Below are 250 nucleotides of genomic sequence, written 5' to 3'. Positions count from 1 at the left end.
CTGGATCCGCCGTAGGATAAGAATGTGCTACTGGCGGCAATGGCGTAAACCTCGCACCAAAGTACGCAGTTTAATGAAATTGGGTGTTAGCGAACGACTCGCCATTGCATGTGGTATCACCAGTAAAGGTCCTTGTAGAAGCTCAAAAACAAAAGGAATTAACATTGCGATAGGCAATGACTATCTAGCGTCACAAGGTTTAGCGTCATTAAGAGATATTTGGATCAATATTCACTACGGGAGATGAACC

The 250-nt window shown here is 44.0% G+C and carries 1 pseudogene; it reads left to right on the top strand.

Annotated features, from left to right (window positions below):
• Positions 1–247, top strand: a pseudogene (locus H5163_RS21150) (group II intron reverse transcriptase/maturase); the annotation flags it as partial.
• Positions 248–250: the final 3 nt, after the last annotated feature.

Source organism: Pseudoalteromonas sp. SG44-8, assembly GCF_014164125.1.
GTDB lineage: Bacteria > Pseudomonadota > Gammaproteobacteria > Enterobacterales > Alteromonadaceae > Pseudoalteromonas > Pseudoalteromonas rhizosphaerae.
This window is presented reverse-complemented; position numbering and strand designations above follow the sequence as displayed.